We start from the raw sequence: 19,481 nt of genomic DNA on the forward strand, positions 1-19,481 counted from the left end.
TCTATTAGCATCTGAATAAGGTATCGAATTCCTCAGCCTAGTCAAGTTCCTTGCTGTCAAATTCATCGAGCAGCGCACGTACTTCACTAGTGGACTTAGCATTCATTAAGCTATTTCTTAATTCACTTGCCCCTCGAAACCCACGGACATATATTTTAAAGAAGCGGGAGAGAGGTCTGAACGAACGGGGTTCCAGTGCTGAATATTGATCATGGAGATCCAGATGCAGCCGCAGCAAATCAAGCAATTCCCTGCTGCTGTGCTCCTTCGGCTCCTTCTCAAAAGCAAATGGATTATGAAAAATACCACGCCCAATCATAATACCATCCACACCGTACTGCTCTGCGAGCTGCAAGCCGGTCTGACGGTCAGGGATATCCCCGTTAATGGTCAGCAGTGTATCTGGCGCCACCTCATCACGAAGCTTCTTGATTTCGGGAATCAGTTCCCAATGAGCATCTACTTTGCTCATTTCCTCTCTTGTCCGCAGATGGATGGAGAGATTCACAATGTCTTGTTTCAAAATATGGGTTAACCAGCCGCGCCATTCGTCTACGGCACTAAAACCGAGCCTGGTTTTTACGCTGACGGGCAGTCCCCCGGCTTTTGCGGCCTGGATGATATCCGCTGCAATTTCAGGACGGCAGATCAGGCCGCTTCCCTTTCCATTCTCTGCTACATTCGCTACGGGACAACCCATATTTATATCGATGCCTTTAAACCCTTCTTTCGCCATACCGATGCTCATTTGACGAAAGTATTCCGGCTTATCTCCCCAGATATGAGCTACAATAGGCTGTTCATCCTCTGTAAAAGTCAAACGCCCGCGCACACTATGGTTCCCCTCCGGGTGACAATAACTTTCGGTATTCGCAAACTCCGTAAAAAACACATCCGGTCTGGCTGCTTCAATTACGACATGGCGAAAAATAACATCCGTCACATCTTCCATGGGGGCCAGGATAAAAAAAGGACGTGGTAAATCACGCCAAAAATGATCTGTCATATCAAAAACCTCTCTATGAATATCAGGACAACAACTCTTTATCCCAAAATGGTAAACTAATCTGTTCATGCCTTACTACTTCTTCACTTATAGCATGTAAAAGCAACATATATCAAACGATAGATCTCCGTATTAGGTGTTCTTTTGCACTAACAATGTCACCGACTCCACATGACTGGTCTGCGGAAACATGTCGAGAGGCTGAACCCACTCGATCGCATACCCGCTATCCAGCAGCACCTTGCAATCCTTGGCCAAAGTGGACGGGTTGCAGGATACATAGACGAAACGTTCGGGCTTCGTGCGCAGGATCGTGTCCAGAAATTTGCGGTCCAGGCCGGTGCGTGGCGGGTCGGCAACGATGATGTCAGGGGAGAAGCCGGATTTCACCCAGCGGGGGAGCAGTTCTTCTGCCTCTCCGACATAGAAGGTTGCATTGCTCCGATTGTTGCGCTCCGCATTGTGTTTCGCATCTTCGACTGCTTCGGGAATGACCTCGATGCCGCGAACTTCCTTGGCGTAAGGAGCAAGCCACAAACCAATGGTGCCTGTCCCGCAGTAAGCATCCACAACGGTTTCACGTCCGGTAAGTGCGGCCGCAGCCTTGACACTTTCATACAGCTTGACGGTCTGCTGCGGATTGAGCTGGAAGAATGCGCGCGGGGACAGGGCGAATTCCAGATCGCCGAGCGATTCCTGCATGGCTTCCGCGCCCCAGAGCGTAATCGTTTTATCACCGAAAATGAGCGATGTGCGCTTCGGATTTACGTTCATGGAGATGCCTGTCACTTCTGGCAGCGTGAGGCGCAGCAGACGAACAAAGTCATCCTTGCGCGGCAGCTTGCTTCCAGCTGTAACCAGCGTCACCTGCAGATGCCCGGATTGAAAGCCGTGACGAACGACGATGGTACGAACACCGTCACGGGAGCCGTTGTCCTTGTACAGCGGAATCCGCAGTTCTTCCAGCACGGATTTGACTTTTTCCACGGCTTCATTAACCTTCGGATGCTGGATCGGACAGCCGCTGATGTCCACGATGTCATGGCTTTCCGCTTCATACAGCCCGGCAATGACCTCGCCCTGACGGCGGGTTAATTGAAGCTGTGCTTTGTTACGGTAATCCCACGGATGTTCCATGCCCAGCGCAGGTTTCATCCTGATATTATCCAGTCCGGCATAGCGGCTGAAGGCTTCGCGTACGATATCCGCTTTGGCTTCCAGCTGTCCTTCATAAGACAGATGCTGAATCTGGCAACCGCCGCAGACGCCGAACACGGGGCAAGGGGCCTCAATGCGGTGCGGGGATCTTTTCTCAATGTCAGTCAGTTCTGCCTTAATGAATTTGGGCTGCACGTCAATCACTTTGGCTTTAACGACTTCTCCTTTGAGAGCTCCATCTATAAAAACAGCCTTGCGGCGGTAATATCCGACACCTTCCCCGTGGATGCCGAGCCGCTTAATCGTGACGACGATGCGGTCGTCCGGGCGCAGTTCCTCGGCGTCGGCAGCACCTGCGGGCTTACGTTGCAAGGACTGCTTGTACGCTCCTTTTGGATTAGGGCCGGACGAGGCCGTCTTTGCGCCGGTATTGGCATTGTTTTTACCTGTATGTGTTTTAAGCTGGGATTGCTTTTTAGGTTGTCCATAGGTTTGAGCTCCCTTGCGGGGGCGTTTCTGTTCACCCATAACGGTAATATCTCCATCCTCTGTAGTATCGTGTCCACTATACCATGTGGGAAAACGGAATGCCATGCAGGGCAGGGCACTTTGTCGTGGGCAATCACCTAATAATTGTAATGTCATCCTGTAAAAACAAGAAACCCGAGTCTTGAAAAAGACCGGGTTTCTCGTCACACATACTATGTGCAGCGTGGCATGAGTGTCAGGCATCGAAAATTAACACTTGCGTTTACAACTTATCTGGATCTGCTATGTAACTCACTTAATTTGAGTTCAGTGCTTCTACATCCTTGCTAAAAGCATCGCTATACTGCTTGAACAATCCTGTATCAAAATCATAATCCGGGTCGATGGCTGCAGGAGGATTTTCCTTGACTTTCTTATACAGGCTGTCTATCTCAGTTGAAAGTTTGGACCATACTGGTTTTATGTCATCATACTTAGCGTCCAATCCCTGAATATAAGCATCATATTCTGCTTTTTTCTCCATAGCTTTACCGAGGCGGTCTATTGTGAAATCAATATCCAGTTTCTCGCCTGTGCTGCTGGTCCCGCTTGCGATATACCAGCTGATGTCTACAAAGCCTTCATTCCAAAAATCCGTAGTTATAGAGTTGCTAATCTCACTTAGCTTAGACTCTACAGTAGGTGGTTCTGCTGCTTCAGTCGAGGTTTCTTCATTATTAGAAGCATTATTGGCAGCTTCCTTAAGCGCATCCTGAAACGCTTCTTGCAGTTTCTCTTGATCAGTTTTTTCTTTGTCCGCGCATCCTGAAAATATAAACAGAAGCACAAAAGCAAAACTAATCAAAAAACTCCTTTTTCTCCAGCTGGACATCTTGATTTCTCCTTTTTTTACAATTTTAAAGCCCCTTATGAGTTATCGGTCTCACGAGCGGAATTGTTAAGATTTCTGTAGATAAAACTAAACACTTTAAAGCCGATAGCATGTTCAAACGTGTTCACCAAACAAGGGGCAGACGGTAAACTATGCAATTCCAAATAATAAAAAAAGTACCGGCTACCTTAACAAGGTAACCGGCACTTTCTTGAGCGTGAGATTAAGTGACGACAAATTCAATTAACAAAGGTGTGGCTGGGTCGAGTGCATCACCGCCAGGTATGGTGATTGTTGTTGTTGAGATGGTTGAAACGTCAGATGTTTGAGGGACACCATTGATATAGAGTACATAATAAGCAAAAGATCCTGGAAAAGCTGTTGCTGTGGCTCCGGCGTCATTCGTAAAGGTAGTAGCGGCAATGGCGAATGTTGCACCTGTTCCGGTTCCGGCTCCAAAAGTAGACTGGAACTTTCTGGAGGCCTGGAAGGGAGGAGTTATTGGCATAGCGGTTCACCTCCTTTCTCTATACCAAAATATGTTCGGCAAGTAGAGAAAGGAGCGGCGAAAATATGAGGTTAAAAGAATATTTTTTGAGTTTGCTAGACAACCGGACCTGTTACGAAACAATGGCTGTAAAGCTGACAGTCTCCAAAATGATCGGGGTTCCGGCAAAAAGCGTTCCGCCCCCGTCGTTTAAGGTTAGCGAGGTTGAAGTTACATTATAAAGGCTGCTCTCCTGTAAAATGCCGTTGATATATAAGTTGTTGAAGCTGTTTGGTCCAAGTCCGTTAAATGCTGCAACAGGGTTACCTGCATCATCAGTGAACTGGGCTGCGGGAAAATTGACGGGAACAGATAAATCAACGTCATTCGGGAGAATGAGGAAGTATCTGAACGCTGTAGGGATGATACTGATACTGGTAACAGCAGGTCCGGTCGGTCCCGTAGGTCCAGTAGCTCCCGTCGGTCCGGTGTCGCCCGTCGCCCCAGTAGCTCCCGTCGTTCCCGTGCTGCCTGTAGCCCCGGTCGGTCCGGTTGGCCCAGTGTCACCGGTGGTTCCCGTGGCTCCGGTCGGTCCGGTGTCGCCCGTCGGCCCTGTGGCTCCGGTCGGTCCGGTGCTGCCAGTTGGCCCTGTGGGTCCCGTCGGTCCAGTGTCGCCTGTGGGCCCTGTAGCTCCGGTCGGCCCGGTGCTGCCAGTTGGCCCCGTGGCTCCGGTCGGTCCGGTGTCGCCTGTGGGCCCCGTGGCTCCCGTGGGTCCGGTGGTACCTGTGGGCCCCGTGGCTCCCGTGGGTCCGGTGGTACCTGTGGGCCCCGTGGCTCCGGTCGGTCCGGTGCCGCCAGTTGGCCCCGTGGCTCCGGTTGGTCCGGTGCCGCCTGTGGGCCCTGTCGCCCCAGTTGTGCCCGTGCTGCCTGTAGCTCCTGTCGGTCCCGTGCTGCCCGTGGGCCCTGTGGGTCCGGTCGGTCCGGTGTTGCCTGTTGGCCCTGTGGCTCCAGTTGGTCCGGTGCCGCCTGTTGGCCCCGTGGCTCCGGTTGGTCCGGTGCCGCCTGTGGGCCCTGTCGCCCCAGTTGTGCCCGTGCTGCCTGTTGGCCCTGTAGCCCCAGTTGTGCCCGTGCTGCCTGTTGGCCCCGTGGGTCCGGTCGGTCCGGTGCCGCCCGTGGGCCCTGTGGCTCCAGTTGGTCCGGTGCCGCCTGTTGGCCCCGTGGCTCCGGTTGGTCCGGTGCCGCCTGTTGGCCCTGTCGCCCCAGTTGTGCCCGTGCTGCCTGTAGCTCCTGTCGGTCCCGTGCTGCCCGTGGGCCCCGTGGCTCCGGTCGGTCCAGTATCGCCTGTTGGCCCCGTGGGTCCGGTCGGTCCAGTGTTGCCTGTGGGCCCCGTGCCCCCAGTCGGTCCGGTGCTGCCTGTGGGCCCCGTAGCCCCGGTCGGTCCGGTGCTGCCTGTGGGCCCCGTAGCCCCGGTCGTTCCCGTGTCGCCCGTGGACCCTGTGGCTCCGGTTGGTCCGGTGGTGCCTGTGGGCCCCGTAGCCCCGGTCGTTCCCGTGCTGCCCGTTGGCCCCGTAGCCCCGGTCGGTCCGGTGCTGCCTGTTGGTCCCGTGGCTCCCGTCGGTCCAGTATTGCCCGTCAGCCCTGTCGGCCCGGTAGAGCCGGTGCCACCTGTAGGTCCGGTTGGTCCTGTAGCACCTGGATCCCCCGTCGTTCCCGTGCTACCCGTGGCTCCGGTCGGTCCCGGATCACCCGTCGTCCCCGTGGTACCTGTCGGTCCAGTGCTACCAGGAGCGCCCGTGGGCCCTGTTGCCCCAGTAGCGCCAGTACTGCCTGCTGGCCCTTTTGGTCCCGTTGGCCCCGTTGGCCCTGTCGGACCCTGTTTGCCGTGAGGGCCTTGCGCTCCATGATATCCTCGCGGTCCGGCCGGCCCCCGTTCTCCGAGTGGGCCAGGCAAGCCCATCGGTCCAGGCGGTCCCATCGGTCCGGGCGCTCCTGCCGGCCCAGCCGCCCCGGGCATGCCTTCCTGCCCTGCGGGAACTTTAACGGTTACAGGGATGGCAATTGTTTTTGAGTGCTGACCCAGGTCTCGGGTTTCCTCCAGATGAACGTGCTGCTCCTGGTTTAATAATTTTTGTGGGGATCTATAATATCTGCGATGTTTCCCTTTTCCCCGTCTAGGAGAGCATTTCGCTCCAGCAATCTGCCTTCTACTGAAATGTTTCCGAAGGCTCTGTTTGCTGAACTTCGATTTTTTGCCCTTTTTTCTCATGAAAACTTGTGTTCACCCCCAGTCATCCGCTGAATTAAATAATGTATACTATGTCATTTGACTACCTGCGGCGCCTAATATAGGCTTTGACAAGAATATCGAACATCGCAGAAAGGCTTGCACGATGCGGTTGCCCATTTTTTCGAACCCCGCTAAACTTAAAGATACAGGCAGAATACGGTCGGTTTCCGAGCTCCGTTTCCTATTGAAATGATCGCATTTTGATGGGACAATATTATGTATTGGCTGTTCGAACGCAGAAGTGTTTTAACATCTGAAAAAAGGGCTCAGAAGCGTTATTAACGCAGTATTATAAGGGGTTTTGAACAATGAACGTACAGGCACCGGGCCTGGAACAGGCGCGCGAGCTTTTGATCAAGTTTTACGGTTATCCCGATTTCCGGGAAGGGCAAAAGAAAATTGTAGGCAGTCTGCTGGAGGGCAGCGATACGCTCGGCATCATGCCGACGGGTGGGGGAAAATCCATCTGCTATCAAATTCCGGCACTGATATATGACGGCCTTACCCTGGTCATATCTCCGCTGATTTCGCTGATGAAGGACCAGGTCGATGCGCTGACCGCCATGGGAATTCAGGCTGCTTTTATTAACAGCACCTTAAGCGGCAGGGAAGTGAATGACCGCATCCGGAGAGCGCAGCGCGGAGACCTGAAGCTGCTTTATGTCGCGCCGGAGCGTCTGGAGCTGGACTGGTTCCGCGAGGAGATGGCCCAGCTGCCAATCTCCTGTGTGGCAGTGGATGAAGCGCACTGTGTGTCGCAGTGGGGGCATGATTTCCGGACAAGCTATCTGGCAGTAGCTCCGTTTGTGGACGGTTTACCGCAGCGGCCGATTCTGGCGGCTTTCACGGCCACGGCGACACCGCAGGTTATGGATGATATCGTGCGTTTGCTGCGTTTGCGCGAGCCGCAGACGTTTGTCACTGGTCTTGGGCGGGATAATCTGGCGTTTCATGTGCTGCGGGGAGAGGACAAGAGGGCTTATATCATGAGCTATGTCCGTGAGCATGCCGGAGAAGCAGGCATCATTTATGCGGCAACACGCAAGGATGTCGATGATCTGTATCAGCGTCTGCGTGATGCGGGGATTGCGGCAGGTCGTTATCATGCGGGAATGAGTGACGAAGAACGGGCGGAAAGCCAGGAGGCTTTTCTGTACGATGATATTCAGGTTGTCGTAGCGACGAACGCATTTGGTATGGGCATTGATAAATCGAACGTACGGTACGTGCTGCATTATAATATGCCGAAAAATATGGAAGCCTATGTCCAGGAAGCCGGACGGGCCGGGCGCGACGGCGAGCCAAGCCAGTGCATTCTGCTGTTTGGACCGCAGGATATTGTGACCCAGAAATTTCTGATCGAGCAGAATCCACAGGACGAGGAACGCAAGCGCAACGACTACCGCAAGCTGCAGCAGATGGTCGATTATTGTTATACAACCCGCTGCCTGCGCAGCGCGCAGCTGGATTATTTCGGCGAAGCGCATGATGACACGCCATGCGGGATCTGCAGCTCCTGCACCGATGAACGCGAGCTTGTGGATATGACAGTGGATGCGCAGAAAATCTTCTCCTGCATCCACCGCATGCGGGAGCGGTTTGGCGCGACCATGGTAGCGGCGGTGCTGAAGGGTTCACGCAATAAAAAGGTGCTGCAGTACGGCTTCGACAGCCTGCCGACGTATGGCGTCATGGGCAACCGTACGGAAAAGGAAATCGTTGAGATCATCAACGTGCTGATCTCGGAAGGATATCTGTCCCTCAGCGAAGGACAGTATCCGGTCGTGCGGCTGCAGCAGCTGGCGGCAGAGGTGTTGAAGGGGCAGCGCCAGGTCATGCAGCGTGTCGTGCGTCATGCGACCGCCGTCTCCGGCGGTTCGGGCAGCCGGCGCAGCAGGGATGCTTACCCGTCCGCTGTGAATGAGACGGTATTCGAGCAGTTGCGCCTCATCCGCCGCGATCTGGCGGCCAAGGAGCATGTGCCTTCGTATATTATTTTCAACGATGCCACTCTCCGAGAAATGAGCGTGGCTAATCCGCGGAGCGAAGCGGATATGCTGCGCATCAAAGGGGTCGGGGAAGTGAAATTCCGGAAATACGGCAAGCCGTTCCTGGATTTCTTCCTGAACCAGGCGGACGAATCCGCTCCGCTGTATGACGATGAGTTTTAATCAATCCACGCAAAGGTCGTGACCCATGAAAGTCATTCTGTCTACTTTAAACGCCAAATACATTCATACATCGCTCGCGATCCGCTGCCTGAAGGCGTACAGCGAGCGAGATTTTGATATTGAGCTGGCCGAATATACCATTAAAGACCCGGTGATGAATATTGTCTCCGACCTGTACCGGCGGGGAGCGGATGTGATCGGCTTTTCCTGCTACATCTGGAATATCGAAGAGACAATCAAGGTTATTGATGTCCTGAAGAAGGTGATGCCTGAGGTGAAAATCGTTCTCGGCGGGCCGGAGGTCTCCTATGATACGGAACATTGGATGAACCGGCTGCAGAACGTCGATTTTATCGTCATGGGCGAGGGGGAGGAGTCATTCCACCAGCTTCTGCAGGAAATTGAGGGAGCGGGCAAGTATCACTTCGTGTACGGTTTGGCTTACCGCAAGGGTGAGGAGATCATCCTCATGCCGGGGCGGCCGAAGGCCAATCTGAACGAGCTGCCGAGCCCGCACCGGTTCCCGGAGGATATTGCCGAGCTAGGGAAAAGGGTTGTCTACTTCGAGACGAGCCGCGGCTGTCCGTTCAGCTGTCAGTTCTGCCTGTCCAGTATTGAGGTTGGGGTGCGATACTTCGATATCGAGCGGACCAAATCCGACCTGCTGTATCTGATCGACAACGGGGCCAAGCTGATTAAATTTGTTGACCGCACGTTTAATATCAAGCGGGACTATGCCCTTGAGATGTTCAAGTTCCTGATCGAGAATCACCGGGGCTGTGTATTCCAGTTTGAGATTACGGCGGACATTATGCGCCCTGAGGTGCTGGACTATCTGGCTGAGCATGCGCCGCCGGGCATTTTCCGCTTTGAAATCGGTGTGCAGTCTACGAACGATCCGACGAACGAGCTGGTAAAACGCCGGCAAAACTTTGCCAAGCTGACCCGCACGGTAACCAAGGTCAAGGAGAGCGGCAAAATCGACCAGCATCTGGACCTGATCGCCGGCCTGCCGCTGGAGGATTACAATACGTTCCGCAAAACCTTCAACGATGTCTTCGCACTAGGTCCGGAGGAACTGCAGCTTGGCTTCCTTAAAATGCTGCGCGGCACCGGGCTGCGCCTGGATGCCGAGAAGTATAACTATGTTTATATGGATGTCGCGCCGTATGAAATGCTGAGCAATGATGTGCTGTCTTTTGCAGATATTGTACGCTTGAAGCGACTGGAGGATGTGCTGGAGAAATACTGGAACGCCCATCGGATGGATCATACGCTGCATTACCTGATTGAGCGGGAATTTCCTTCGGCCTTTGATTTCTTCCAGGAGTTCGGGGACTACTGGGAGGAGCAGGGCTGGCAGAAGATCGGGCATCAGCTTGAGGATTTGTTTACCCGGCTTTACGCCTTCCTGAAGCAGCGCGATACGAAGAGAATGGATGTCGTCCTTGGCCTGATGAAGCTGGACTACTTCCTGAATCACAAATATAAGCCGCGTAAAATCTGGTGGGACATCTCGCTCGATAAAGACGACCGCAGCGAGTACGTCAAGCTGGCCGCCAAGCGTCCGGACGACGTTAAAGCGGCTCTAGGAGATCGATTCACACCACCTGCATTTGCCGAGTTGGCAATGGGTGAGAAGGAGCTGCAGAAGTTCGCCGTGGTTGACGTGCTGCCGTTCCGGCTTGAGCATATCCTGGGCGGCGGCAGCACTTTGACGGCCGAAGGCCGTACGCTTCTGATCGTGGTATATCAGCAGAACGAAGATCAGAAGCCGTGGTACTATACGATGCCGTTGGGTACAGAGGCTGCTGCAATTTAAAAAAGTATAATAGACTTGGATCCCTCCGGTTAATATTCTTAAAGGCCGGGGGGATTTTTTGAAATAAAAGCTTGACGCCAAAATAAAAAAGGACTAATATTACATCATAATAAAATTTCTTAATTTAAAGATAATTAACCCAAAGTATTCGCAATGATCAAATAATACATAACCGAGATGGAGGAGAAATAAATGGCTGATTTTGTACAAGTGGTAAAAGAAAGACGTTCTGCAAGCAACTTTCTTCCGGAGCACCCGATCACTAAGGAGGAACTGAATGACATTTTTGAGTTGGTGAAGCTCGGACCATCGGCTTTTAATCTGCAGCATACAAATTATATTGCGGTCACCGACCCGGTCCATAAAGAAAAACTTAAGAAAGCGGCATATGGGCAGTATAAAGTGGGCAGTTCTTCTGCGGTTATTGTGGTCCTGGGTGATAAGAAGGCATATCTTCAGGCAGCTGAAATTTATGAAGGACTTAAGCTGTTGGGCGTGGTCAATCAGCAGGAGTACGATCATATGGTCAACGATACTGTTGCTACCTATGAATCGAGAGGAGAACAATTTCAAAGGGATGAAGCGATCCGCAATGCCTCGCTGTCGGCGATGCTGTTCATGATGGCGGCCAAGGATAAGGGCTGGGATACCTGTCCGATGATCGGCTTTGATCCTGAAGCGGTGAAAGAGGTCCTCAACATTGACGACCAACACGAGGTTGTATTGATGATTACGATCGGGAAAGAGAAAGTGGAGAGCCGGAAACCGCGTGGTTACCGGAAGCCGGTTAATGAATTTGTAACACATATTTGAAATCACTTTAGATCCGTCTGGCTTTGTTCACCTGGAACCCTGCGCTTGAAAAAGCAGCAGGGCTCAGGTGGAGGCGAAGCAGGCTGTTAAGGCTGTGCGTCCTCTGTAAAGATGTGAAACGTTACTCCGAATTTATCCGTCACCGTACCGTAAGCCGGGCTGAAGAAGGTTTCCTGCAAGGGCATTTGTACCCTCCCTCCCTGCTGCAGCGCTTCAAAGATGGTATGGGAACGTTCTTTGTCACTCGACTGAATGCAGATTGTGACCTGATTTCCAACCTGGGGAGAATGTCCGGGAAAAGAATCCGACAGCATGAGGTCTGACTCACCGATCTTCAGCAGCGCATGGGAAACCCGGTCTTTCGCAGCTTCAGGGAGCGGAAAATCCGGGTTTTCCGGCATTTCTCCAAAGCTTTGCACAAATTGGACGCGAGCGCCAAGCGCCTGCTCGTAAAAGTTGATCGCCTCTTTGGCGTTTCCGTCCATAAATAAGTAAGGTGTCAGTCCTAATGTCATGGTAATCCATCTCCTCTGCATAGGTGTTTTAACTCAAAGCTGTTCTTAGCGTATTTTACCAAAGGTATTACAGGCTTGTCCCTGGGTCATTCGGGCAAGTTTTCAGGTGATTTTAATTTGCTGCTCTATAGTGTGATCTAGTGGATGTAAAATTATTCCTGATATTTTCTGCTGGTAAAGAATCATGATTTTGAAATCCGGGTTCAACAGCGATTGTAGGAATAGCTTAAATTTATAAAAGTTTATCGATCAGCCAAGGCTTGATTAACGGCAGCACTTCAGTCGGCTGCATGGCCTTGGTATGATCCATGCCGCTGCCTTGTAATATTTCAACATTCCATCCCCAAGACAGCAAATTAGCTTTATATTTTTGCAATAACCCCGCGATGTCTACTGTTACCCCTCCGAAATTTTCGCCATACACAATAGTGTCTTTTTCTCCTGCAAACGTGAGCTTGGGGAAGGTCAGCAGATGCTGCACCTTTCTGTCATCAAAATCTGTCAGACTTTGGTACAGCGTAACGAACTGCTTAGTTTGTGCCGAATTGGTGCTTACTTGTACCGTTTCCCAGTCGATTTCTTCCGGAGAAGTACCGGCGTCCAACCGGTTTTCAGAATGCGCATGCGTATTTAAGGTCTGGTCGTATGCCTTTCGGGTTACAGTCAGCATTTCCCGATAAGGTCCTTCAAACGGCGGGTAACCGCCCATGATCAGGCTTTCCAATCTGCTGCTTCTGACTGCCAATTGCAGCCCGGCCAGTGCCAGCCATGAGTACCCATAGTAGCTGAAACTCTCAACCTTCATTTCATCAGCGATCCATAAAAAATCCGTTACCACACTGTCCGCTGTGAGTTGATCAGGCCTGGGATGCTCAAAAAGATGGCCTTCATAATCAAAATACAGGACCCGGAACTTGTCCGAAAGTCCCTCAACCAGCTTCTTCCCTGCTTCAGGATCTACGCCCCATTTGGCCAGGCTTTCAGCTTCATCTCCGTAAACGTTTTTTCTAGCTCCTGGCAGCATAATCACTTTGGCGGAGCTGTTTCCCGTCAACCCGACTTCCAATGCCGAACCGTCATGCAGTGTTACAATTTTCTTCAAGTGATCACTCCTCTTGATCGGTTTATACTTCTACCATACAACATTCATGCAATATTTCGGTTCATGCGATTGAGGTGCCCGATAGTTTCAGGATTTGCAGCTTTGTATGTTAATGTAGCACTTGAGGGTTTTACTTTAATGAGAGGGTTGGAAAATGGACAATACGACATATACCCCGAAGCAAATTGCCGACCGGTTAAAGGTAAGCACAACCACCTTAAGGAGATATGAAGAACAAGCTTTAATTCCTGAGGTGCCGAGAAAAAACGGAAATCACCGTTTCTACCATGCCATTCATGTTCAAGCATTTGTTACGATCCGCTCGCTGCTGAAGGGTTATGATATCCCCGTTGTATATGAAGTTATGAGAAAAGTGAGATCAGGAGAGTATGAGCAGGCGCTTTGGCTGATCAATGCGGAGCAGCATAAACTTCAATCCGAGAAAATGAAGACCGAAGAGATTTTGACGATGATCCGAAATGCCGACTTTGACAAGTACAAAAACATAAAAATATCCAACGCAATGAGCATCCGTGAGGTATCAGTAATTGCGGGCGTTAACGCTTCCGCCATCCGGCATTGGGAAAAGGAGGGGCTGATTCACGCGAAAAGAAACCGGCAGAATGGATATAGAATATTTAGCGAAGCGGAGTTGCGGAGAATTCTGGTGATCAGCAGTCTTAGAAAAACCGTCTATTATATTGAAAATATGAAAGAGCTGCTGGAAACTCTGGATACCCAAAGCTATGCCAAAGTGGAGCAATCCTTTAATCTGGCGCTGACCAAACTGAACCATCAACTGATTGACCAATTCAGGGGAATCACGGAGCTGATAAATTATATAACTATGTACCAAAATGAAAAAAACGATGCCCCGCAGCATTGAATACGGGAATGAAAACGCGGATAATGAGGGTGGAATGGCATGATTACTTCTTGAGGTAGATCAATTTCCAACGTGAACAGGAGGAGAAACTGAATGTCTGATGTCTACGCTTTTCATTTAATGGACCGCACCCGCCAAAAAATACTGAAGCATCTGGAGTCGCTTCCGGAGGCCAAGCGGAATGTAGTTCCGGCAGGCTTTAACAACAGTATTCACTGGCAGCTCGGCCATGTGGTTACCCTGGCGGATCGAATCATCTATGGTATTGCAGGCAAGCCGATTCCGCTTCCTGAAAGCTATGCCACTTTCTTCGGACCTGGGACAAAGCCGGCAGATTGGATCGGAGAACCGCCGTCCTGGGAAGAGCTTATGCAGCTGTTCAATGAGCAGCCGTCCCGTCTCCGTGATACCTTTGCAGGAATTCTGGATGAACCGGTTGCCAAGAAGGATAACTTCGGGCAAGCCGAGACGATTGGCGAGCTGATTCATTTAAGCAATGGGCATGAGAGCTCTCATGAAGGCATGATCAACGCCATGGTGAAAATTTTGAAACAGCAGTAAGAACAAGCGTGTAGTAGCAAGCATCCTGTCTGAAAAAGTTGAAGCTTGCTGCCAGAAAAAAAGAGGCGGCCGCAACGCGGCTGGCCTCTTTTTCTGCAGGCAGATTAGTGAAACTTGGGCAGCCAGTCACCATGTGCCTCAATCAGGTCATCACAGAGCGCAACAATATCGTCCAGGGAAAGCTCTGCCGCCGTATGAGGGTCCAGCATGGCCGCATGGTAGATATGCTCTTTTTTGCCCGTAATTGCAGCTTCAATCGTCAGCAGCTGGGTATTGATATTCGTGCGGTTAAGTGCGGCCAGCTGTGGCGGGAGGTCACCCACGTAAGTTGGGGTTACACCGCTTTTGTCGACGAGGCACGGCACTTCCACACAGGCTTCCCGAGGGAGATTGGGGATCAGGCCCGTGTTCAGTACATTGCCCCCGATTTTGAAAGGAACACCTGTCTCGACCGCTTCAAAAATATAAGATGCATATTCGTGGGAGCGGGTATGCTCCAAATCCGCATTATTAACCAATTCCTCACGCATGTTCGTCCAGCGCTGGATCTGATTCACACAGCGGCGCGGGTATTCGTCCAGCGGAATGTTCAATTTTTCGATCAGCTCAGGGTAACGCTGCTTGATAAAGTAAGGATGATACTCGGCCGTATGCTCGGAGGACTCGGTATTGTAATAGCCGAACTTCAGCATCATTTCGTAACGCACCATATCATGATGCTGTTCCTTTTGCTTCTCGGCCGCACGCCGCTTGATTTCCGGGTACAGATCTTTCCCGTCCTTCGTTACCTCCAGCAGCCATGCCATATGATTGATGCCGGCGATTTTGGACTGAACACCGGTGGGGTCGAGCTCCAGAGCTTTGAACAAATCCGGAATGCAGGCCTGCACGCTGTGGCAGAGGCCGACCGTATTTACACCGCCCTGGGTAATCATGACCTGAGTCAGCACCGCCATCGGGTTGGTGTAGTTCAGGAACAGCGCGTTCGGGCACACCTCGCGAATATCGGCCGCAAAATCGAGCATCACCGGGATGGTGCGCAGATTGCGGAAGATCCCGCCGATGCCGACGGTGTCGGCAATGGTTTGCCGCAAGCCGTACTTCTTCGGGATCTCAAAGTCGGTAATCGTGCAGGGATCATAACCGCCGACTTGTATGGCGTTAACAACATATTTTGCTCCACGCAGCGCCTCCTTGCGGTCGGAATACGACTTTATGATGCAGGTACTGCCACTGCTTTGCTTCAAATTGTTCAGCATCCGCTCCGAATCGGCCAGCCGCTGCGGATCAATATCAAATAAAGCTAGCTCAAAGCCCTGCAGCGCAGGGGTATGCATGCAGTCACCCAGTACATTTTTCGCAAATACGGTACTGCCTGCTCCGAGAAATGTAATTTTGGCCATGCTTGTTTCCTCCTCTTAATAGGTATGCGCTACTGTTTTTTGTTGAGGTAAAGCGCTCCCAAGCTGCTCTGCTCAAGCTATAATATAGAGAAAGTCCCTGGCGATGAGTATGGAAGAATACAAGAAGCATATGGACTTTTGTTGCATGAGCAGATGGAACAGGAGGGGTGGCGCAATGGATCACGAAGAGTTTACCGTTGGCATTAACCTGTCTCCCCGGGACAGGAGTCTGGCGGTGTTATTCAGCGGGGAGGGCAAGCCATATCCTGCCCACAAAATCGGCCCGGCTGTCCACGGCTATTATTTAATGCATACGGTATTAAGCGGAGAGGGAGTGTTTGAGTGCGGCGGACAGTCCATGGTTTGCAGGGAAGGGGATACCTTTATTATTTTCCCGGGTGTTCTGTTCAGCTATGAAGCGGATGCCAGTCAGCCCTGGCATTATATCTGGGTAGCGTTTCAAGGGGAAGCGGCGCACGATTTAATGGAGGATCTGGGTCTGACTCCCCGGCAACCGGTCATACATAAAACCTCAATCCGCGGGTTAGCCGGCTTGTACCGGCGTATCCGGCGCAGCTTTGCAGATTCCAACGAACCGCGGCTGCAGGATCTGGAGGCGTCCGGCTGGCTGCGGCTGCTGCTCCATCGTCTGGGGAAAGAGGGGAAACGTATCCCGCTCGGCCGGGAGGAGCTATCCGATATTGACCGTCAGGTCGAGCAAGCGATCCGCTGGATTACGCTCCAGTATCATCAGCCGATATCCATTGAAGGTATGGCCCAAAGCCTGGGTTATCATCGTGCGCATCTCTCCAAGGCTTTTAAGCAGAGAACAGGGCGCTCCCCTAAGCAGTATTTAATGCAGGTTCGTCTGGAACAGGCAAAGACCCTGCTCGAAGGAACGCTGACGGTAGAACAAGTGGCTTCCGCAGTCGGATTTAAGGACGCGCTGTACTTTTCCAAGCTTTTTCGCAGATGGGCGGGTCTTTCTCCAACGGAATACCGGGGGCAAAATCGTATTAAGCGATAAAGCGGCACTGAATGAATAATACTTGCTGGAAACGGTCAGGAGGCAATTATGGATACCATTAATGCAGTCATATTTGATCTGGACAATACACTTGTGGACCGTACGGCTACGTTTACCGGCTTTGCACGCTCTTTTACGGATACATATTTTCAGCATATAACGTCCAGAGAAGGGCTGGTCGAAAGAATTATTGAATTGGATGAGGACATAATACCGCCGCAGGGAGGGGACGCTTATGGTCAGGCCGCATTTGGTGCTCGATATTGCCGGAGTTATTGCGACGAATCTTTCACCCGTGTATTGGCAGGAGCTCGCAGAATATGCGAGTTGCAGCGCACAGGAGTTGAAGGAGAAATTCAATCAGGAAATCCGGCAGTCCTTTTGGAGCGGAGAAATATCGGTGGCGGATTACGAGCTCTGGCTTGTCCTGGAGTATCCGGCATTGGAAAGGCACGACTTACCGCACCTGATTCACAAGCATCTGAAGCTGCTGCCTGCCGCCGAAATGCTGCCCCAATGGAGCGATATCGCTGATATCCATTTGTTAAGCAATCATCGGACCGAGTGGGTGACGGAATTAATCCGGCCGTTGAAGCCATATGTGACAAGCGTGCATATTTCGGATAAAACGGGATTTTGCAAGCCGGATATGCGGGCTTTTGGCCAGCTCCACAGACAGCTGGGAGACGGCGGAAAAAGAATCTATGTGGATGATCAGGAGAAGAATCTGGTACCGGCCAAAGAGCTGGGCTGGGCCGCAGTTCTGGCAGACCCAGAGGGACAATGGACGGAGAGTGTCTCTTATCTGCTGAAGACTCTAACTTAAGGTAGTAGGGTATCGAAATGAAAATCCGGCAGGCAGCCTTGGAAGAACTGCCGATCGTTGTTCAGCTTTTGCAGCAGTGGTACCGTCATTGCGTGGAAGGCGGAGGAGCCGTCGGCAATGGCGCCAGACTGTTCATTACATACGGACGGACAATGTCTACAAGTAAATCGGTTCGTCCACTTTCCCCAACTGTTAACCAGGAATGTGCAGCCCCATAGATTGCTGAACCTGTCATGGCTGAAATGATCTTTGTATGTTGGCGATTAGCTGTACGGCGGTTAACATCTTTTAAAAGTATGCTTTCAATGATTTGCTGCAATATTCTCTTTAACTTATCATCAACAAATGCAGCAATCGATTTGGAATCCATTCTGCAGATCTGATAAAACTCTACGATGTAGTGATGTGTCAGCAGGATCAACTGGTCGCATATTTCATCTGTAAACTCTTTCGCATTCACGACCTGTGCAGGAATCCTCTCACGAAAAGCCTGTTCTGTGAATTCTTCAAGCAAAGCATATTTATCTTCATAATGGGCATAAAAGGTGGCGCGGTTAATGGTAGCTCTCTGTGCGATATCTTTTATGCTTATGGCTTCAAACTCCTTATTCCGCAGCAAATTTCTGAATGCTTCTCTTATTAACTGCCGTGTGCGCAAAACCCTTGGATCTTCCTGATTTACCATATCTATATCCCCTTCTTAAACATCAAATATCATAATGTGTTGTCTAAGCAACTTTCCGCTTTATCTGCTGATTGAAACCATTAGAATACAGTACTATTATTTTATCCGACAGGTGTTGCTTAAGCAATCTGTGACTCATTCGCTGAAAGGAAGAACAAAATTGAACATCAAACAAAATAGAATTTTGATATTCGGTGCTGGTGTGATTGGCAGTGTATACGCACTCCGATTTGCACAGTATGGATTGGATGTTACCTTATTGGCCCGGGGAAAGAGGCTGGATGCGCTGAAAAGGAACGGACTGCGATACAACGATAATGGAACGATTAAGCAAATATCCATCAAGACGATAGAAAAGCTTGAAAACGACGATATTTATGATTTCATCTTTGTTCCTGTGCGATATGATCAGGCCGAGTCCGCGCTGAGTGCGGTCAAGCATAATCAGAGCAAAAATATTGTCACCTTGACCAACACCGTTGGCTATGATACCTGGCTTGAAATTGTGGGGGACCGGTTGCTTCCAGGATTCCCTGGTGCAGGCGGAGACATCAAAGAAGGTGTGTTATATGCCCAGTTCGGTTCGGAAAAACACCAGGGAACCATTTTTGGCGAAATCAATGGACAAATGACCGCAAGAGTGAAAGAGCTTGCCCAAATATTTGAAACAGCAAATTTGCATTATGAAATACAAAATGACATTCAGGCATTCCATATTTCGCATGCTGCGCTAGCTGTGGTCAACAAGCATTTCTATTCAAATGATGGAATGGTGGATCTGGAGACAGCAAGAAGTGAAAGCACCTTAAGCAAAATCGCCGCAGATATTAAACAAAATCTTCGCTTGGTGGAGCAAGCTGGAATCCCGGTAATCCCCCCCGAAACGAAATCAATGGGAGAGTTATCTGAAACAGATATCATTTCCAGGTACAGCCGAATGCTGAGCAATGACTTTATCATTGATGTAAAGCTTGGGAATCATGCCGTCAGCCAAAAAGCAGAGATCATGTTGCTGGACGAGATGTTTCATAAAAAGCTATTTTTCGGTGACATGCCGAATTTTTCTTTGAAGCATCTGGAGAAGTAGCTGGCCTGGGAGAACCCTGTTTCTTCCATGATTTGTTGTATGGGCCAGTCGGTTTGCAGTAAAAGATTACGCCCCTGCTCCAGACGGTAATCCATTAAATATTCAAGCGGTGTACGCTGAAATGCGGCTTTCATGCACCGGGCCAAATAGTTTTGATGCACATGAAATAGGGCAATGGAGGGACAAGGAAAGACAGAATGTCTGTTTTGCTCATACAAACCAGCTCCTTTATCGTATGCATATTTGTAGTTGAAATCGAAGGCTGCAATATGCGGGTATGTGTGA

16 protein-coding genes and 2 pseudogenes are annotated in these 19,481 nt (G+C 50.8%); 8 read left to right on the forward strand and 10 right to left on the reverse strand.

Annotated features, from left to right (window positions below):
- Positions 1-37 precede the first annotated feature (37 nt).
- The 5 genes and pseudogenes from ACE5KN_RS06355 to ACE5KN_RS06375 form a co-directional block, all read right to left on the reverse strand.
- Complete coding sequence (locus tag ACE5KN_RS06355) at positions 38-1,006, reverse strand: tRNA dihydrouridine synthase (RefSeq protein WP_375524519.1); 969 nt, start codon at positions 1,004-1,006, stop codon at positions 38-40.
- Between the two features lie 132 nt (positions 1,007-1,138).
- The gene (gene rlmD / locus ACE5KN_RS06360) at positions 1,139-2,692 is read right to left on the reverse strand and encodes a 23S rRNA (uracil(1939)-C(5))-methyltransferase RlmD (protein WP_375524520.1); all 1,554 of its coding nucleotides are present in this window, start codon (positions 2,690-2,692) and stop codon (positions 1,139-1,141) included.
- Positions 2,693-2,948: 256 nt separating this feature from the next.
- Entirely contained in the window at positions 2,949-3,524 is a 576-nt protein-coding gene (locus tag ACE5KN_RS06365; RefSeq protein WP_375524521.1) for a hypothetical protein, read from the reverse strand.
- 223 nt (positions 3,525-3,747) lie between these two features.
- A complete protein-coding gene (locus ACE5KN_RS06370; protein ID WP_375524522.1) occupies positions 3,748-4,032 on the reverse strand; it encodes a DUF4183 domain-containing protein in 285 nt (94 codons plus the stop codon).
- A gap of 112 nt (positions 4,033-4,144) precedes the next feature.
- A pseudogene (locus ACE5KN_RS06375) lies at positions 4,145-6,037 on the reverse strand (DUF4183 domain-containing protein); the annotation flags it as partial.
- A gap of 569 nt (positions 6,038-6,606) precedes the next feature.
- Between ACE5KN_RS06375 and recQ the strand changes: the two are divergent.
- From recQ to ACE5KN_RS06390, 3 genes are all read left to right on the forward strand, one after another.
- Entirely contained in the window at positions 6,607-8,469 is a 1,863-nt protein-coding gene (gene recQ, locus ACE5KN_RS06380) for a DNA helicase RecQ (RefSeq protein ID WP_375524523.1), read from the forward strand.
- 25 nt (positions 8,470-8,494) lie between these two features.
- Complete coding sequence (locus ACE5KN_RS06385; RefSeq protein WP_375524524.1) at positions 8,495-10,291, forward strand: B12-binding domain-containing radical SAM protein; 1,797 nt, start codon at positions 8,495-8,497, stop codon at positions 10,289-10,291.
- A 192-nt stretch (positions 10,292-10,483) separates the two neighbouring features.
- The gene (locus ACE5KN_RS06390) at positions 10,484-11,104 is read left to right on the forward strand and encodes a nitroreductase family protein (RefSeq protein ID WP_375524525.1); all 621 of its coding nucleotides are present in this window, start codon (positions 10,484-10,486) and stop codon (positions 11,102-11,104) included.
- 86 nt (positions 11,105-11,190) lie between these two features.
- On the opposite strand, the gene ACE5KN_RS06395 is transcribed toward ACE5KN_RS06390, so the two are convergent.
- Together ACE5KN_RS06395 and ACE5KN_RS06400 are read right to left on the reverse strand one after the other, a co-directional pair.
- A complete protein-coding gene (locus ACE5KN_RS06395) occupies positions 11,191-11,619 on the reverse strand; it encodes a VOC family protein (protein ID WP_375524526.1) in 429 nt (142 codons plus the stop codon).
- A 232-nt stretch (positions 11,620-11,851) separates the two neighbouring features.
- A complete protein-coding gene (locus ACE5KN_RS06400; protein WP_375524527.1) occupies positions 11,852-12,721 on the reverse strand; it encodes an alpha/beta fold hydrolase in 870 nt (289 codons plus the stop codon).
- A 154-nt stretch (positions 12,722-12,875) separates the two neighbouring features.
- Here ACE5KN_RS06400 and ACE5KN_RS06405 point away from each other — a divergent pair, with 154 nt between their 5' ends.
- On the forward strand, positions 12,876-13,607 hold the full coding sequence (locus ACE5KN_RS06405; protein WP_375524528.1) for a MerR family transcriptional regulator: 732 nt from the start codon (positions 12,876-12,878) through the stop codon (positions 13,605-13,607).
- Positions 13,608-13,700: 93 nt separating this feature from the next.
- The gene (locus ACE5KN_RS06410; protein ID WP_375524529.1) at positions 13,701-14,168 is read left to right on the forward strand and encodes a DinB family protein; all 468 of its coding nucleotides are present in this window, start codon (positions 13,701-13,703) and stop codon (positions 14,166-14,168) included.
- 104 nt (positions 14,169-14,272) lie between these two features.
- Here ACE5KN_RS06410 and ACE5KN_RS06415 read toward each other — a convergent pair whose 3' ends face one another.
- The gene (locus tag ACE5KN_RS06415) at positions 14,273-15,571 is read right to left on the reverse strand and encodes an alpha-glucosidase/alpha-galactosidase (RefSeq protein WP_375524530.1); all 1,299 of its coding nucleotides are present in this window, start codon (positions 15,569-15,571) and stop codon (positions 14,273-14,275) included.
- Between the two features lie 175 nt (positions 15,572-15,746).
- On the opposite strand from ACE5KN_RS06415, the gene ACE5KN_RS06420 reads away from it, so the two are divergent.
- Both ACE5KN_RS06420 and ACE5KN_RS06425 read left to right on the forward strand, forming a co-directional pair.
- Positions 15,747-16,598 (forward strand): AraC family transcriptional regulator, encoded by an 852-nt coding sequence (locus ACE5KN_RS06420; protein ID WP_375524531.1) that lies wholly within the window; start codon positions 15,747-15,749, stop codon positions 16,596-16,598.
- 235 nt (positions 16,599-16,833) lie between these two features.
- Positions 16,834-17,424 carry an HAD family hydrolase gene (locus ACE5KN_RS06425; protein WP_375524532.1) on the forward strand — a complete coding sequence of 197 codons (591 nt, stop codon included), beginning with the start codon at positions 16,834-16,836 and terminating at the stop codon, positions 17,422-17,424.
- 85 nt (positions 17,425-17,509) lie between these two features.
- Here the strand turns inward: ACE5KN_RS06425 and ACE5KN_RS06430 are convergent, their stop codons facing one another.
- Complete coding sequence (locus ACE5KN_RS06430) at positions 17,510-18,109, reverse strand: TetR/AcrR family transcriptional regulator (protein ID WP_375524533.1); 600 nt, start codon at positions 18,107-18,109, stop codon at positions 17,510-17,512.
- A gap of 160 nt (positions 18,110-18,269) precedes the next feature.
- On the opposite strand from ACE5KN_RS06430, the gene ACE5KN_RS06435 reads away from it, so the two are divergent.
- Positions 18,270-19,196, forward strand: coding sequence for a ketopantoate reductase family protein (locus ACE5KN_RS06435; RefSeq protein ID WP_375524534.1), 927 nt, complete (start codon positions 18,270-18,272; stop codon positions 19,194-19,196).
- Here the strand turns inward: ACE5KN_RS06435 and ACE5KN_RS06440 are convergent.
- A pseudogene (locus ACE5KN_RS06440) lies at positions 19,136-19,369 on the reverse strand (helix-turn-helix transcriptional regulator); the annotation flags it as partial. The gene ACE5KN_RS06435 and the pseudogene ACE5KN_RS06440 sit on opposite strands and share 61 nt — an antisense overlap.
- Positions 19,370-19,481 lie beyond the last annotated feature (112 nt).

This window comes from Paenibacillus terreus, from assembly GCF_042138595.1.
Lineage (GTDB): Bacteria > Bacillota > Bacilli > Paenibacillales > Paenibacillaceae > Paenibacillus > Paenibacillus terreus.